This window comes from Lentzea guizhouensis (assembly GCF_001701025.1).
Taxonomy (GTDB): Bacteria; Actinomycetota; Actinomycetes; order Mycobacteriales; family Pseudonocardiaceae; genus Lentzea; species Lentzea guizhouensis.
Window position 1 is genome coordinate 6,594,908 of the sequence record NZ_CP016793.1, and the last position, 15,079, is coordinate 6,609,986.

A 15,079-nucleotide genomic window follows, 5' to 3' on the forward strand; every position below is an offset into this window, starting at 1 on the left:
GAGGGAGCTGAAGGTGTTCGCAAGGCTGGATCCGGCTCGACGTGCCGACTCGCTGACCGCCCTGGACAGCACGGAGTTCGACGTGCTCGTCGTCGGCGGTGGTGTGGTGGGCGCCGGTGCCGCGTTGGACGCGGCGTCGAGAGGCCTCTCGGTCGCGCTCGTCGAGGCCGACGACTGGGCGGCGGGGACGTCGAGCCGGTCCAGCAAGCTCGTCCACGGCGGGCTGCGGTACCTGGAACAGCTGGAGTTCAAGCTGGTTCGTGAGGCTCTGAAGGAACGCGGGTTGCTGCTGCGCCGGCTCGCTCCGCACCTGGTGCGGCCGGTGCCGTTCCTCTTCCCGTTGGAGAAGCAGTGGGAACGCGCGTACATCGGCGCGGGCGTGCTGCTGTACGACTCGATCGGTGGCGCTGGTGCGGTCCCGATGCACCGGCACCTCTCTCGTAAGCGGATGGCCGAGATCGGGCCGTCGCTGAACACTTCGGCTTTCGCCGGTGCGATCCGCTACTACGACGCACAGGTGGACGACGCCCGGCTCGTCACCACGTTGGTGCGCACAGCCGCACAGCACGGTGCGACGGTGGTGTCCCGTGCGAAGGTCACGTCGTTGTTGCGTACCAACGGTCGTGTCACCGGGGCTTCGGTTCGCGACGAGCTGACCGGTGTGACGCATGTGGTGCGAGCTCGGCGAGTGATCAGTGCGACCGGTGTGTGGACAGACTCGCTGAACTCGATGAGCCCCGGCACGCCGCCGTTCCGCGTGCGGATGTCGAAGGGCGTGCACGTTCTCGTTCCACGGGACCGGATCCAGCTCGACGGCGGGCTGATCACGCGCACCGAGAAGAGCGTGCTGTTCGTGATCCCATGGGGCGCTCACTGGATCATCGGGACGACGGACACCCCGTACGACGGTGATCCGGCCGACGTCTCGGCGTCTCCTTCGGATGTTTCGTACATCCTCGATCATGTCAACGCCGTGCTGAGCGACAGTTTGTCGGTTGACGATGTGGTTGGCACGTATGCGGGTCTGCGGCCGTTGCTGGACGGCGCGTCCGGCGACACCGCGAAGCTGTCGCGCGAACACGCGGTGGCCGAGCCGGAACCGGGCTTCTTCGTCATCGCGGGCGGCAAGTACACGACCTACCGCGTGATGGCCGCCGACGTCGTCAACGCCGCGGTCGCGGGCCTCGGCAAGGCCGTCGCGCCGTCGCTGACCGCGCGCCTGCCGTTGTGCGGAGCCGTTGGCCACCAAGAACTGTGGGCAGACCGGGCCCGTGTCGCCGCCGAGTCCGGTCTGTCCGCGTCCACTGTGGAACATCTGCTGCGCCGCTACGGCTCGGCGATCTCCGACGTGCTGGCGTTGATCTCCCAGGACCCGGCGCTGGCCGAGGACGTGGCGGGCCACCTGGCCGCCGAGATCGTGTACGCGGTGACGCACGAGGGAGCGCTGTCGCTCGACGACGTCCTTGCCAGGCGAACGCGAATCGCCATCGAGCACCTCGACGGCGGCGCCTCGGTCGTGGACCGGGTGGGTGACCTGATCGCTGGTCCGCTCGGGTGGACCGGGCCCGAACGTGATGCGGCCGTGCGCGCTTATCGGGAGAGTGCAGAGTTGGCCGCCCACTAGGCACTCAACCGAGCACTAGGAGACGTGACGGTGCGATGGACAGCACGGAGCTGATCGAGAGGTTGCGCCGCGAAGGTGGCTTCCGGATGTTGCCGTTGCTCGGCAACAGCGGGCAGGTGGCCGGCGTGCACCTGTCCCGGTTCCTCCCCGGTGGCCACCTGGACGTCATCCAGGCCTGGGACGAGCACTGGGCGGTCTACGCCAGGCTGCCCGACGTGCTCGACTCCTCCGCACCGTTCGCGGTCCCGCTCGGGGCCAGGGCGCAGAGCGGGCCGTTCAGCCGGGTAGTCGCACCGCTGCTGCCGCTTCAGTCCGGACTAACCATGCGTTAAGCGGTTCGCGCGAGGGTGTTCGGCATGAAGAGAGCACTCCTGCTGGCCCTGCTGGCGGTGGTCGCGGCGGCACCGTCCGCCCACGCCGCCAGCCCGGTCAGCCTCACCGACGGCTTCTACGTCGACCCCGACTCCAACCCCGCCGTGTGGGTGCGCGACCACGCCGGTGACGGCCGCCAGCCCGCGATCAAGGCGAACATCTCCTCCCGGCCGATCGCGCGCTGGTTCGGCAACTGGAGCGGTGACGTGCGAACGGCCGTTTCGGCGTACGTCGGCAAGACCGGCACGAAGCTGCCCGTGCTGGTCGCCTACAACATCCCCGGCCGGGACGCGTGCGGCGGCCACTCCGGCGGCGGTGCGGGCACCCCGGAGGCGTACAAGACCTGGATCAGGTCCTTCGCCGAGGGCATCGGCACCCGCCCGGCCGTTGTGATCATCGAGCCCGACTCGCTCGCCGACTTCAACTGCATGGACGCGGCCAAGATCGCCGAGCGCACCGCGATGATCAAGTACGCGACCGAGCAGTTCAAGGCCAAGGCACCCAACACCTGGGCGTACCTGGACGCGGGCAACGCCCAGTGGGTGCCCGCCGCGACCATGGCCGCGCGCCTGGGTGCCGCGGGCGTGCAGAACGTCCGCGGCTTCTCGATCAACGTCTCGAACTACCACACCACGGCGGCGTCGATCTCCTACGGCAACGCGGTCAACGGCTCGCTCGCCGGTGGCGCGAAGCCGTACGTGATCGACACCAGCCGCAACGGCAACGGCCACAACGGCGAGTGGTGCAACCCCGGCGGCCGCAAGCTCGGCACGCCCCCGCGCACCGGCGGGGGAGCGGAGATGCTGCTGTGGGTGAAGGTGCCGGGTGACTCCGACGGGCGGTGCGGCAAGGCACCGGGCGTCGACGCCGGCAGGTTCGACCCACAGCTCGCGTTCGACCTCGTGTACGGCTACTGAGCTACCCAGCCGACCAGGGCGCGCCAGGCGGGGCCGGAGAACGCGAGCTGCTCGCTCGTGTTCTTCGAGTCCCGCACGCGCGCGTCCCAGGTCAGCGAGACCTCCACGCAGTCGGTCGAGCCGTTGCCACCGCTGTAGGTGCTCTTACGCCACGTCCGGTCCTGACCATGGGGGTCCCTTCGAAGTGCGCTGATGTACTCCGCCAGCATGCTCTTCGATTGTTCTTCATCCAAGGCGATGGCATCCAGATGGCTGAACAGCTGCCGTGTGCGCGCAACTGCTACACGGTCCTGTGCGAACACCTGGACGAGATCCGACTCGCTGTAGGTGATCGCGTCGGCCTTGTCGAACTCGTACAACGTGGTCTTTCCCTGCAGTGCGATGGTCCGGAATCGATCGGGCACGATTCGCATGATGTGGGTGTTGAACAGCAGGCGCAGGTACTGGTCCTCCATGAGCTGGGCGTTGCCTAGGATCAGTTGCAACGCAAGTTCGTGGACGTAGAACAAGCACTCTGGGCGGAAAGGTCGCCGAAGGATTGTTTGCCGTTCGATGCGGAGGTTGACAAATTTCTCGACATCCGCCGGTTCGTGGAACGCGGTGTCGGAGAGCAGTTGCCGCGCGTACTCCCGCGTCTGGAGCAGGCCGGGCGCCTTCAGGACCTCGTAGCTCGTGATCTTCGTGGCCATGGACTCGGTCATGGCCAGCGTGCGCAGGTTGGCCGGGACTTGGGCGAAGTAAGTGTCGAAGGCGTTGGCGTAGCGGCGGCGGAAGGTCTCGATGTAGTCCAGGTCCTGGCCGCAGGCCGTGAGGAACTGGACGAGGTCCACCTCGCTCGCTCGCGCCTTGCCGTTCTCGACGTTGGAGACCTTGCTCGGATCCCACCCCAGCTGGGTCGCGAGCGCCCTTCCCGTCATGGTCGTGTACTTTTCCCGGAGTCGGCGCAGCTCGTCGCCGAGGTCTCGGCTGTAGGCCGTAGAGGTGATCGCGGTCATGCCAAATACGCTATGGCTTGTTTTTACTTCAAGTAATAGCCTCATTCGGGTGAAAATAATGGCTTAGCTCTGGAGCCATGCTTTCGCCGCGACCACTAGTGCGTCGACGCCCGTTTTCACCGTTGGTTCGACATCGGGTGCAAACGCCGGTGAGTGGTTCATAGGCACAGGGCCGGGCGTGCGCGCGTTGAAGTCAATACCGCCGAAGAACCAGAACACGGTCGGTACACCAGCCGCGGTGCCGAACTCGCCGACGTCCTCGCTGGCGTTCACGACCGCGTTGGGGATCAACCGCTCAGTGCCGAAATGCTCCGTGAACGCGGCCACGGTCCGTGCGGTCGCATCGGGGTCCGACACCAACGGTGGCATGGCGTCCCGCCACTCGAACTCCGGCTCACGCGGTGCGCCGGACGCAGCAGCTTCGGCGCGCACGATCCGTTCGATGGCATCGCGGATGATGCCGCTCGTGTGGTCGCTGAACGTCCGGATGTTGATACCGAGCTCGGCGGTGTCCGGGATGATGTTCTCCTTGGTGCCCGCGTGGATCTGCCCCACCGTGACCACCGCACGCTCGCTAGGGGAAACCTCGCGCGACACGATGCCTTGCAACCGCACGACGACATGCGCGGCCATCAGCACCGGATCAACAGCGGTCTCCGGCGACGACCCATGCCCACCACGCCCGTGAAGCGTCACATTCACCGTGTTGCTGGCGGCCATCAACGGCCCGCTGCCGTGCGCGAGAAAACCGGCGGGCAACGGCCCCACGTGCTGGGCGAGCACCACGTCCGGCCTGCCGAACCGGTCGAACAGGCCGTCGGCGACCATGTTCCGCGCGCCGCATCCGAGCTCCTCGGCGGGCTGACCGACCACGAGCAAAGTGCCGGACCACTGGTCACGGCTGTTCGCCAGCTCTTCGGCCGCACCGATCAGACAGGTGACATGCATGTCGTGCCCACACGCATGCGCCACGGGCTGTTCGTCACCGTTGGCGTCCACCGCGCGCGCCGTGCTGGCATAGGGCAGACCGGTCTCTTCACGCACCGGCAACGCGTCCATGTCGGCGCGTAGCAGGACCGTGGGCCCCTCACCGTTGCGCAGCACGCCGACGACACCGGTGCCACCGACCTCGGTCGTGACTTCATAGCCCAGCGGACGCAGGGCGTCGGCGAGGACTCCGGCGGTGCGGAACTCCTGCAACGACAGTTCGGGGTGCTGGTGCAGGTCGCGGTAGAGCGCGGCGAGGTCGAGGGTCACCCGACAGTTCTAGCCGAGAACTAGTCGAGGAGCTTGCGGAGTTCCACGTCGAAGTCGAAGTGGTCGGTCTCGTGGCCGGGAGCGACGACGTCGTAGGTGGAGTTCAAAAACTCCTGCAGCTCGGACGACCGCACGTGGAAGACCGCGTGCGAGACGTCGGACTGCAGCTCGAGCACGGCGGTGGTGGAGTTGTGCGGGCGCAGCCGCACGTCACCGGCGCCGGCCGAGGTGATCAGGCCGTCGGCGAGCAGGTCGCGGCTGACCAGCCACACGGTCTCCTGGCGTCCCATGCGGAACGTCATGGTCACGGCGTGCGGGTCGTCGGCGCGGTAGCCGAGCTCGACCTCGACGGGCATGGGGCGCCCGGACGGTGCGATGAAGGCGAACACGGACTCGGCGCCCACTCGTGTCACGTTCGTCATGCCTCCTTAGACGCCCGGCAACCTCCGTGGATGCCTCGATCAGGAAAATCGATGGCAGCTCGTTTTTCAAGGCGTTCGAAATATGACTTTTGACATTAGTTACACCGGGTTGCCGCGCGGACGCAGACGGCCACCGGGCAGCGGCGGCGCGGGCAGCCGGTTTCCCGGGTAACCCTCGACGCGGCCGAACCTGTCGGTCTCCGCCTGCCATTCGTCCCGGTAGGCGGCGATCTCGTCGTGGGTGCGCCCGACGAAGTTCCACCACATGACGATCTCTTCACCGAATGGCGTGCCACCGAGCACGACCACCCGCGCGCCGGCCGTCGTGGAGAGCGTGAGAGTGCTGCGACCAGTGCCGATGTACCCGAGCTGACCTGGGGTGAGAGCGGTTTCATCGATCTTGACGTCGCCGGTGTCGAGCAGGACGCCGTGTTCGAAGTCGGTCTTGATGTCGAGGGTGACGGTCGCGTTCGGTTCGAGAACGATCTCGGCGCCGAGCAACGGCGTGAAGGTGCGCACGGGTGATTTCTCCCCGGCCAGCTCGCCGAGGAAGACCTTGATGGTGGCGTTGCCCTGGTGGACAGCCGGCGGGGAATAGTGTTGGAAATCACGTGGGGCGTCTCGGCTGGCATCGGGCAGTGCGAGCCAGAGCTGGACGCCGTGCAGCGTGGTCGACCTGGTGGTCGACACCTCGGAATGGCAGATGCCACGGCCGCCGGTCATCAGGTTGAGCTCGCCGGGCCTCACGTACGCGTGCACGCCGTGGCTGTCGCGGTGCTCGATCTCGCCTGTGAACAACCAACTGACCGTTTGCAGCCCAGTGTGTGGGTGCGGCGCCACGTCCATCTTGTGGTCATCCGGGCCGTAGTGGTCGCAGAAGCACCACGCACCGATGAACGACCTCTGCTTCTGCGGCAACGTCCGGCGCACCGACATCGCCCGCGGCCCGCCCAACGGCACGTCGCGCGGTTCCAAGATCTCGACGTTTCCGGGGGTGGAGGTGCACGTCACTTCTGCCGGTTCGACCTCGACATTGCTCACGGGTCCGATCGTAAGCTGGCGCGGGGGTGGCTGTGGATCTTCGGGAGCGTCTTCTCGCGCGGGCGTCTTCTGGCGGGTACTCGTTGGACCCGGCCCAGTTGCGCGCTGTGGACCGGCTGGTTGCGCTGGGGGAGCGCCGCCGAGGCGTCTACCTGCACGGGCCGGTCGGCCGGGGCAAGAGCTTCCTGGCCGACGCGTTCTTCGACGTGTTGCCCGTGCGACGCAAACGGCGCGTGCACTTCCATGCGTTCTTCAACGAGCTACACACACGGATCTCGTCACGGCTTCACGAGCGCGGTGCGGTGGCTCACGCGCTGAAGGACCTCATCGGCCGTTGCGAGGTATTGGCGTTCGACGAGTTCCACCTCCACGACATCGGCGACGCGATGTTGATGACCCGGTTGCTGGAGGAACTGCGGACGCGCCGCGTGATGATCATCGCCACCTCCAACTACCCGCCGGACGGGCTGCTGCCCAACCCGCTCTACCACGACCACTTCCTGCCGGGCATCGCGATCATCCGTGAGCTGATGGACACCGTGTCGCTGGACGGCCCGATCGACTACCGAACGCTGCACGGCCGCACGCGCTCGCGTTTCGAGACGGGCGCGATCGTGAAGGCTGCTGCCGTCCCGACGACGCCGGTGGTGCTGGAGGTCAACGGCCGGACGATCACGGCGCTCGGCGTGGACTCGCGGGTCTGGTTCGACTTCGGCGACCTGTGCGAGAAGCCGACGTCCACAGCGGACCACCTGGACCTGGCTTCCCGGTACGACGACTGGGTGATCGTCGGCGTACCGCGGCTGGAGACCTGCGATCGCGAGGCACAGCAACGGTTCGCGAACGTCGTGGACGTCCTCGTCGACCGCGACGCCCGCCTGACCCTGGTGAGCGACCACACGCTGCCCGAGATCGTCGGCGGCCAAGCCCTTGACCTCGCACGCACCGCGAGCCGGCTGGAGCTGATCAACTCCATCGGGTGAACAGTTGGACCGCCTCCACCGTCGATAAGTCACGAAACCCCTGTGCGGTAGGAGCAAGCAAGTGATGATGGTGCGCGCCCGCGTCGGATCGGTCGTGGAGAGCAACCGGTTCCAGATGTTCATCCTCGCGGTGATCGTGATCAACGCGATCACGCTCGGCGCGGAGACTTCGACGGTCCTGCAAGCAACTTTCGGCCCGGTGCTGACGTCGATCGACCACCTGGCCCTGGCGACCTTCACGGTCGAACTGGCCGCACGGCTGTTCGCGTCCGGCTGGAAGTTCTTCCGCGACCCGTGGAACGTCTTCGACTTCGTGATCGTCGCCCTCGCCCTGATCCCGACGGCCGGCCCGTTGTCGATCTTGCGCGCGCTGCGAATCCTGCGCGCGCTGCGCCTCGTCGCGATGGTGCCGAGCATGCGCCGCGTCGTGACGGCCCTGGTGAGGTCGATCCCCGGCCTGGTCTCGCTGTCCGGCCTGCTGGTGCTGCTCGTCTACGTCGGCGGCGTGATCGCGAGCAACCTGTTCGGCGACACGGGCGACCCGCGGTTCTCCGGCCTGGGCCCGACGTTGCTGACGCTGTTCCAGATCACCACCGGCGACGGGTGGTCGGACGTGATGCGCGACCTGATGGACCAAAAGCCGTTCGCGTGGGTCTTCTTCCTGATCTACCTGCTGGTGGGGACGTTCACGATGCTGAACCTGTTCATCGCGGTGGTGTGCAGCGCGATGCAGGAGGAGATCACGCTGCCCGCGCCTCGGTCGGGGGCGCACGACGACCTGCTGCTGCAGGAGGTGCGGGCGCTGCGGGACGAGGTGCGGGCGCTGAGGGCGAACGCGTGAGGCCGGGGGTCTGATCGGCGGCGGGTGAGTGGGCGCGGTCGGTGCGGTCGGCAGGGCGGGCCGGTGGGCGTGACCGGCGGGTGGGCCACCGGGCGTGGCTGGCAGGTGGGTCACCGGGCGTGGCCGGCGGGGTGGGCCACGGGGCGTGGTGGGCAGGGTGGGCCGCTGGGCTTGGTCGGTAGGGCTGGGTCATTGGGTTGCGTCGGGGGAGTGGTGCGGGGGTGTCGTGGTGTCGGTGCTGCGGGAGCGAGGGGCGTTCGGGGTGCGCCGGGAGTGCGGTCGGCGCGGGTCGGTGGCCCGGTGTGGTCGGCGTGGGTCGGGTGAGTGGGCGCGGTCGGCGGGGTTGCCGGGTGTGGTCGGTGAGATGCGAGTGGCGGTGCGGATGAGTCGGGGCAGGTGAGTCGGGACGGTCGGCGAGGGCGGTGACACGGTGTCGTGGACGGGTGTGCGTGGCCCGCGTTTCCTATTTCACGGGCGATCGAGGTGTTGTGATCCGGCCGTGAATGAGACGTCCGCGGCGGCAGATCAGGACAAGCTTCACCCGTCCGAGTGAAGGACCGGTCGCTGGCAGGGCGTCAAGCAGGCGGTTTGCGCGTGAGACCGGCGTCGAGCAGGCACACCAGCGCACCGGGACCGGCGTCGAGCAGGCAACCAGCGCGCCGGGACGGGTGGCGAGCCGCAACCAGCACGCCGGGACAAGCGGCCAGCAGGTGACCGGCGCGCCGGGGCGAGCGTCGGGCAACCAGCCGGGCTGACGAGCAGGGGGTCCGATCGGTGACGCCGCCGTGCACCGATCGGACCACCTCAACCCCGGGTCACGGGGTGACCGGGACGTTCGTCAGGCCCTTCTTCGCGCGGGTGACCGTGTTCGAGGCGTGCACGACGTTCGGGTTGCCCTTGCACTTCGACGTGGACGAGACGTAGACGCCGTACTCGCCCACGCCGCCGAGATCGGACTTGTTGCCGCGCCACACGTTCCCGCAACCGTTCGCGAACGACGGTGTGGTGCTCGGGTTGTGCGTCTCGTAGCCGTTCTTGAACGTGCCGGGCGAGGCGAAGGTGCCCGTGTTGTTCTCGATGCGGTAGTCGAAGCCCTTCACGTCGACCCACGAGTCGGCGGAGTTGGCGCCGCTGATGCCGGTGCCGGCGAAGGTGTTGCCGGAGATCAGCCCGCCCTGGGTGCCCTCTTTGACGTCGATGTGTTCGGCGGACACGTTCGGGCCGATCCGGTTCCCGAGAACGGAGACGCGGTCGGAGCGGTCGACGCCGCCGGAGTTGCCGTGGCACTTCCAGTTGGAGTTCGCGGAGCCGATGTAGACGCCTTCGCCGTAAGCCTTCGTGACGACGCCGGCGTCGGTGATCGTGGAGTTCTTGATGACGCCGTCCGCGGAGGAGCGGCGGAAGTGCACGCCTTCCTCGTCGGTCGTGCGGACGGTCACGCCGTCGATGGTCACGTGGTGGGAGTTGTCGAGGATGATGCCCTTCTTGGACTCCGCGACGGTGATGCCCTTGATGGTCCAGTACGGCGCGTTGTACAGCCACAGGCCGTAGCCCGAGTCCCAGCCCGCGGTCGGCACCGGGCACGGAGGCGCGGTGCCGGACGGGCCGTCGTTGATCAGCACCGCGGTGGACGGGCCGGTGAGCGTGATCGGGTTGCTCGGCGTACCGGGTCTGGAAGTCACGAACGAACCGCGGTAGGTGCCGGGTGCCAACGAGACCACATCGCCCGGCTGCGCGTTGGCCAGTGCGGACTTCAGCTCAGCAGCGGTCGACACCGGGATCGTGGTGGAGGCCCCGGCGGTGAAAGCGGGAGGGACGGTGCGCAGGAAGAGGGAACGTGCCGAGTCCGACTTCGAGACGTCGACGCCGTGGCCGCCCGTGTAGTCGCGCTGCTCGTTCTTCGCCCAGTCCGCGATCGCCGTGCCGGAAACGTCCAGGTGCTTGTAGGCACTGCCGTTCCAGCCGAACTGGTACACGCGCTGCCGATCGGCGTAGAACGGCGAGAAGGCGCCACCAGTGGACAGTTGCTTGGTCATGTCGTTGTTGAAGAAGACGTTGCGCGGGCCGGTGGCGCCCGACCACTTCACGGCCTTCTTGCCGGCGCCCCACCAGATCGGGAACCAGTTCGAGTCGTCGGGGCCACCGCCGCCCTCCTCGCCGCAGTTCGCGCGGCAGTTGCCGGAGCGGTGGGCGTAGGGGACGCGGACGGTGTTGAGCTCGAACAGGTTGTTGCGCTCCCAGCCGCCGTGCAGGTTCAGGTCGGAGTCGAAGTCGTTGCCCACCACGACGTTGCCCGAGGCGGACCACTGGAAGGTGAAGTGCCGCAGGTTGCGCGAGGTGTTGCCGGCATAGAGCGAGTCCCACACGCGCGAGCCGCGGAAGTAGCCGTTGCCGCCCTTGCCCTTGTTCCACGAACCGTCCAGCACGTTGTCGACGATCTGCAGGTTCTTGGCCTCCTCGGTGACGATCGGGTGCGACCCGGTCATCTCCGCGCGGATGCCGCGGACCCACGAGTTCGCCGCCCACTTGAACACGATGCCGTGCATCTGGTCGGCGGGGGACATGTTGCCGTAGTTGTTGACCGAGTCGGCCTGGTTCAGGCCAGGCATCGCCTGCGTGAAGGTGAAGTTCTCGAACCCGACGCCGAGGACCGGGTCCACCAGCGGGGACACCTTGGAGTCGTACACGGTGCCGTCGATCGCCGGGGAACCGTCCGAGGTGGAGTTGACCGGGACGTCGAACTCCAGCGGCTTGTCCAGCGTCACCGTGGTGCCCGAGACGGACGTGACGGTGAAGATCTGCTGCCGCATGTGCATGTTCAGCAACGGGTGCGGCGTGCCGGTGGCGAACTGCTGCTCGTAGAACTCGACCGAGTTCGCGGCGCGGACGTTGACCAGCGAACCCGCCTTGATGTTGGCGACCGAGGCGACCCTGATCGTGCGGTCACCGGCCTTGGCGGCGGCGCTCACCTTCGCGCCGGCCTTCCAGTGCACGTTCACCGTGCCCTCGAAGAGGTCCTTGCGGTTCTCCGGGGCGCGGGAGTGGTCGCTCGCGTAGCTGGTGTGCACGCCGCGCGACTGGACGCGGAACAGGCCGCGGCCCGGCCACAGCCAGCCGCCCTTGCCCTGGCCGAACGCCATCCCGTCCTCGTCCCAGTCGGAGCCGTCCTGGGTGAGCGAGTCGTAGCGGGTGGTCGCGTCGGGCGTGTAGACGATCTTCGTCGCCGTCGCGCCGGCACCTCTGATGATCAGGTGGTCGGCGTCGACGTGGAGCTCCTTCGACACCTTGAGCTCGCCGGCGGGCAGGGTGATGAGGCTGAGCTTGGAATAGCTCGCACTCGGCGAACACGACGTCCTGATGGTGTCGATCGCGGCCTGCAGGCCGGCGGTGTCGTCGGCCGCGTCATTCGGGCGGACGGTGAACTGGGAAGCGAGCTCGGCCGCCGTGATCTGACAGCTCGCGCTCGGGTTGACGTCATTGTTGCGGGGCAGCACGCCATTGCCCCGATAACCGGCTTTCGACCAGTCGTGGAGGCCGGGAACAGGTGCGCGCCGGTTGCTCGACGAGACGTCCAGGCCGGTCAGGGCGGGTGCGGCTGTCGCGGCCGGTGCGGGTGCGGCCAGGGAGCCCGCTAAGAGCAGGGACAGCAACGGTATTGAGGTTCGCATCTTTGGAAACCCTTCGGCAGGGCGGGGCCATTTCGTTGTAGCCGATAGTTGCGGAATGTGTCAAACATTCACGTGGCTGAAATGGTCTTTGTGCAAAGGGTTGCAATTACCTGGTTCGCGCGGGTGGCTGGCGCTGTGCCAGCTCACACGTCTGAATCGAGTTAGTGCTCGGTGCGTTTCACGCTCCGGTGTGCGTGAAAGCGGCCCAGACTCGCGCCGGATACCGGTCGCGGAGCTCGCGCACGACCGCGTGCAGTGCCCTTGCGGGCAGGCTCAGGCCGTGGTCGAGCAGGGCCGAGTGGAACGCGACGGTCACCTCGGCGGCCGCCCGTTCGTCGACCGGCCAGAGCGTGTCGATGACGCTCGGGTAGCCGGCGAGCGCGAACGCACCGCCCAGGTGGCCGCCGGAGAGCACCGCGAGCCGGGACGCGGGCAGCTGCAGCCTGGCGATGTCCAGCGCGGTCACCGTGCCGTCGTGCAACCGGATCCCGCTGCGCGCCGGGTTGCCGGAGGGCTCACCGGCACAGGCGAAATGCGCGTACGGATGGTGCAGCAGTGCGGCCAGAACGTTGTCCCGCGTGGCCAGCGGGCCGGTCAGCGCCGCCGCCTCCCACAGCTCGGCCAGCACGGCGACCTCGTGCCGCGCGTCGGAGGGCGCGACCACGATCATGCTCGGCGCGCCCACGGGTGCGGCCGCTCGCGCTCGTGCCCACGCGAGCGCGCGCACCGTCGGGGTGTAGGAGGAGACCACCCGGTCCACAACGGACTGACCACCGCGCCCGGCCGCGTGCAGGGGCAGCCCGGCGAGCGGGCCGGTCGGCGACCACCACACGTGCGTGTGCTCGGGAACGCCTTCGAGCACCGGCTCGGCCACGGTGTCCCACAGCCACTCCAGCGTCTCGGTGAACGAGTGGTCGTCGGCGCCGAACTGCTCCGCGTGCGCGACCGCCTCGTCGTGCCGCAGCCGGGGCAACGGCAGCAGCTCCACCCGGCCCGGCCACAGCGTCAGCGCGTCACACCGCAGCGGGCTCACGTTGACCAGCACGATCGGACCGTCCACAGCGCACTGCTGCAGCTCGCCCAGCGGCGGGAACGCCGCCCGGTCGTCGTCGAACACCCGGCCCAGCAACAGGTCCCTGCCGTACTCCAGCCACTGCGTCGCCAGCGCGAGCTGCCCGGCCTGGACCGCGCACGCCACCGCGTCGCTGACCAGCCCGCTCAGCTCGGCCAGGCCGTTCTCGACGTCGGGACGCGCCAGCCGCAGCAACAGCGCCATGGCCCGCTCGGCACCGCGCAGCGCCTGCTCCCAGTCGTTGATCCGCGCGGACGTCACCGACGCCGTGTGCGCGGCCAGTACCCGCGTCACCGGGTCCAGCGCCTCGCTCGCGGCCGCCTCCGCCAACGCCCTCGCCGCCGCCCGCAGCCGGCTCGAGTCACCGGTCTGCTCGGCCTGGCGCAGCATCAGCCGGGCGAAGCAGTGCTGGTAGGAGGCCTGCTGCGGGTCGGCCCGCGCGGCCCTGCCGTAGTAGATCAGCGCCTCGTTCAACGTCTCCGGCGTGCCGGTGAGGTCGTAGACCTGCTGCCAGAACGCACCCAGGTTCGCGAGCGCCCGCGGGTGCAGCGGGTCGCCGGCCGGGCGTTTGCGCAGCACCTGCTCGAACAGCTCACCCGCCTCGATGAGCGCCTCGCGCGCGTCGGTCGTGTCGAACCGCATCCGCAGCGCGACCGCGAGCATCTCCAGGGCGTCGGCGCTGTCGGTGGCGGCCACCAGGTCGCGTGCCGCGTTCACGGCGTCGCTGACGAGCTCGGGGAACCGTTCGGCCAGCTCGGTCGCCGCCCTGGTCAGGCTGGTCGCGGCGGTGGTGTGCGCGTGCGGGGAGACAGCGGCGGCCACGGCCTCGCGCAGGACCCGAACGGCCTCGCGCAACGCGTCCACGTCGCCGAGGTGCAGGTAGCGCATCCGCAGGGCGTGGCCGAGGCTCGTCAGGTGCTCGGCGTTCGGCGGCGTGCGGCGCAGCACCTCGATCGCCTCGTCCAGCACCACCGGGTCGCCGGACAGCTCGAACCGCTGCAGCAGCGCCGCGGCGAGGCTGTCCAGCCGGGTGCCGAGCGACGCCGGGTTGTTCGCCGACTCCACCGACCTGCGCAGCGCGCCGATGCCGTCGGTGAGCACGTCCGTGTCGCGGCTGAGCTGCGCGCGGAACTGGGCCAGCGCCCCGACCAGCCAGTCGGCGTTGCCGCGCTCGGGGTGGCCCGCGGGCAGGGCGGCGAGCGCCCCGCCGACCATCGCCTCCGCCTCCTCCAGCATCGACAGGTCGCCGGTGGCCGCGATCCTGGCCCGCAGCGTGGCCGCGAGGTTGAGCATCATGTTCGGCCGCAGCTCGTCGCGGGCGTTGTCGGCGGCGATGCGGTGCGCGGCGATCGCGCCCTCGAGGTCGGTGAGGTGGCGGGTCCGGTCGTAGCGCTCGGCGAGAGCCAGGCCGAGCAGGTGTTGCATCAGGTCGTAGTCGCGCTGGCCGGGACCGGTCTGCTGGACGACGCCCTGGGCGAGCGCGATGGCTTCGTTGAGGACGTTCAGGTCGCCGTCGCGCTCGTAGCGGTGGCGCTGGACGCGGACGATCTCGGTGGCCTGGGTGAGGTTGACGCCGGGCCCGTCGACGAGCCTGGTCAGCAGCTCCATCGCCTCGTCGAGGTCAGCCGGTTCGTGCGCGGTCTCGTAGCGGTGCAGCAACGACGAGGCCAGCGTGCTGATCGTCTCGGTCAGACCACCGAGCCGCAACGCGTCGCGCAGCACCGCCACACCCTCGTCGAGCAGGCGGAGGTCACCCGTGCGTTGGTACTGCTCGATCAGCGCACCGCCCTGGTTGTGCACGGCGACCGCGTCCGCCATCGGCTCTCCTTGAGTTCTCGGGTCACAGCGTGAGGCGCCGGAGGGGCCTCGTGTGGCGGTTTGCCGCTG

At 68.6% G+C, this 15,079-nt stretch carries 11 protein-coding genes; 5 read left to right on the top strand and 6 right to left on the bottom strand.

The annotated features are described in order from the left end of the window. Positions 1 to 13: 13 nt before the first annotated feature. From glpD to BBK82_RS31970, 3 genes are read left to right on the top strand one after another with little or no spacing between them, the layout of a single operon-like run. Positions 14 to 1,624: a glycerol-3-phosphate dehydrogenase gene (gene glpD, locus BBK82_RS31960; RefSeq protein WP_065918318.1), complete on the top strand. Its 1,611-nt coding sequence runs from the start codon at positions 14 to 16 to the stop codon at positions 1,622 to 1,624. Positions 1,625 to 1,659: 35 nt separating this feature from the next. After that, entirely contained in the window at positions 1,660 to 1,956 is a 297-nt protein-coding gene (locus BBK82_RS31965) for a hypothetical protein (protein ID WP_065918319.1), read from the top strand. 24 nt (positions 1,957 to 1,980) lie between these two features. Beyond that, a complete protein-coding gene (locus BBK82_RS31970) occupies positions 1,981 to 2,913 on the top strand; it encodes a glycoside hydrolase family 6 protein (protein WP_065921500.1) in 933 nt (310 codons plus the stop codon). Here BBK82_RS31970 and BBK82_RS31975 read toward each other — a convergent pair. From BBK82_RS31975 to BBK82_RS31990, 4 genes are all read right to left on the bottom strand, one after another. Further along, positions 2,907 to 3,908 carry a Scr1 family TA system antitoxin-like transcriptional regulator gene (locus BBK82_RS31975; RefSeq protein ID WP_065918320.1) on the bottom strand — a complete coding sequence of 334 codons (1,002 nt, stop codon included), beginning with the start codon at positions 3,906 to 3,908 and terminating at the stop codon, positions 2,907 to 2,909. The two genes, BBK82_RS31970 and BBK82_RS31975, sit on opposite strands and share 7 nt — an antisense overlap. A gap of 63 nt (positions 3,909 to 3,971) precedes the next feature. Further along, a complete protein-coding gene (locus BBK82_RS31980) occupies positions 3,972 to 5,165 on the bottom strand; it encodes an amidohydrolase (RefSeq protein ID WP_065918321.1) in 1,194 nt (397 codons plus the stop codon). A 20-nt stretch (positions 5,166 to 5,185) separates the two neighbouring features. Beyond that, a complete protein-coding gene (locus BBK82_RS31985) occupies positions 5,186 to 5,587 on the bottom strand; it encodes an SsgA family sporulation/cell division regulator (protein WP_065918322.1) in 402 nt (133 codons plus the stop codon). 99 nt (positions 5,588 to 5,686) lie between these two features. Continuing rightward, positions 5,687 to 6,628 (bottom strand): pirin family protein, encoded by a 942-nt coding sequence (locus BBK82_RS31990; protein WP_065918323.1) that lies wholly within the window; start codon positions 6,626 to 6,628, stop codon positions 5,687 to 5,689. A 26-nt stretch (positions 6,629 to 6,654) separates the two neighbouring features. On the opposite strand from BBK82_RS31990, the gene zapE reads away from it, so the two are divergent. Together zapE and BBK82_RS32000 are read left to right on the top strand one after the other, a co-directional pair. Continuing rightward, positions 6,655 to 7,611: a cell division protein ZapE gene (gene zapE / locus BBK82_RS31995; protein ID WP_071812715.1), complete on the top strand. Its 957-nt coding sequence runs from the start codon at positions 6,655 to 6,657 to the stop codon at positions 7,609 to 7,611. Positions 7,612 to 7,675: 64 nt separating this feature from the next. Beyond that, positions 7,676 to 8,452 carry an ion transporter gene (locus BBK82_RS32000; protein WP_065921501.1) on the top strand — a complete coding sequence of 259 codons (777 nt, stop codon included), beginning with the start codon at positions 7,676 to 7,678 and terminating at the stop codon, positions 8,450 to 8,452. 815 nt (positions 8,453 to 9,267) lie between these two features. On the opposite strand, the gene BBK82_RS54670 is transcribed toward BBK82_RS32000, so the two are convergent. Together BBK82_RS54670 and BBK82_RS32010 are read right to left on the bottom strand one after the other, a co-directional pair. Further along, positions 9,268 to 12,120, bottom strand: coding sequence for a right-handed parallel beta-helix repeat-containing protein (locus tag BBK82_RS54670; protein ID WP_154697619.1), 2,853 nt, complete (start codon positions 12,118 to 12,120; stop codon positions 9,268 to 9,270). Between the two features lie 178 nt (positions 12,121 to 12,298). Then, complete coding sequence (locus tag BBK82_RS32010; RefSeq protein WP_065918325.1) at positions 12,299 to 15,010, bottom strand: CHAT domain-containing protein; 2,712 nt, start codon at positions 15,008 to 15,010, stop codon at positions 12,299 to 12,301. Positions 15,011 to 15,079: the final 69 nt, after the last annotated feature.

Excerpts from the sequence above, each read along its gene's own strand:
- BBK82_RS31965 (WP_065918319.1), top strand. The coding sequence starts at position 1,660 with ATGGACAGCACGGAGCTGATCGAGAGGTTGCGCCGCGAAGGTGGCTTC.
- BBK82_RS31970 (WP_065921500.1), top strand. The coding sequence starts at position 1,981 with ATGAAGAGAGCACTCCTGCTGGCCCTGCTGGCGGTGGTCGCGGCGGCA.
- BBK82_RS31975 (WP_065918320.1), bottom strand. The coding sequence starts at position 3,908 with ATGACCGCGATCACCTCTACGGCCTACAGCCGAGACCTCGGCGACGAG.
- BBK82_RS31985 (WP_065918322.1), bottom strand. The coding sequence starts at position 5,587 with ATGACGAACGTGACACGAGTGGGCGCCGAGTCCGTGTTCGCCTTCATC.
- BBK82_RS32000 (WP_065921501.1), top strand. The coding sequence starts at position 7,676 with ATGATGGTGCGCGCCCGCGTCGGATCGGTCGTGGAGAGCAACCGGTTC.
- BBK82_RS54670 (WP_154697619.1), bottom strand. The coding sequence starts at position 12,120 with ATGCGAACCTCAATACCGTTGCTGTCCCTGCTCTTAGCGGGCTCCCTG.
- BBK82_RS32010 (WP_065918325.1), bottom strand. The coding sequence starts at position 15,010 with ATGGCGGACGCGGTCGCCGTGCACAACCAGGGCGGTGCGCTGATCGAG.